Source organism: Streptomyces sp. NRRL S-495 (assembly GCF_000966955.1).
In the GTDB taxonomy this organism is placed as follows: domain Bacteria; phylum Actinomycetota; class Actinomycetes; order Streptomycetales; family Streptomycetaceae; genus Kitasatospora; species Kitasatospora purpeofusca.
On the sequence record NZ_JZWY01001155.1, the window covers coordinates 1 to 397 of the forward strand.

General features: G+C 70.8%; 1 protein-coding gene. It reads right to left on the bottom strand.

Annotated features, from left to right (window positions below; translation table 11 throughout):
• Positions 1-397 (bottom strand): HAMP domain-containing protein (locus VR45_RS40080; RefSeq protein ID WP_045944904.1); only part of this gene is annotated, 397 nt, incomplete at both ends.

Below are 397 nucleotides of genomic sequence, written 5' to 3' on the forward strand. Positions count from 1 at the left end.
CGGGCGGACTGGCCGACGAAGGACTCGCCGAGCCGGAACGGGCCGGGCCGGGACGAGTCGCTGGGGAAGGCGTAGGAGGCGACCAGCCGCAGCACCGTCCCGTCGTCGGTCTCCTCGGCGAGGTAGAAGGCGCCGCACTGCGCGGAGACCAGCGGGGTCAGCTCGTCCATGATGGACTCGGCGACGACGCCCAGGTCCCGCCGGCCCTGCATCAGCGCGGAGAAACGGGCGAGATTGGTCTTCAGCCAGTCCTGGTCCTCGTTGGCGCGGGTGGTCTCGCGCAGGGACTCCACCATGAAGTTGATGTTGTCCTTGAGGTCGGCGACCTCGCCGGAGGCGTCCACGGTGATCGAGCGGGTGAGGTCGCCGGCCGCGACGGCTCCGGTGACCTCGGCGA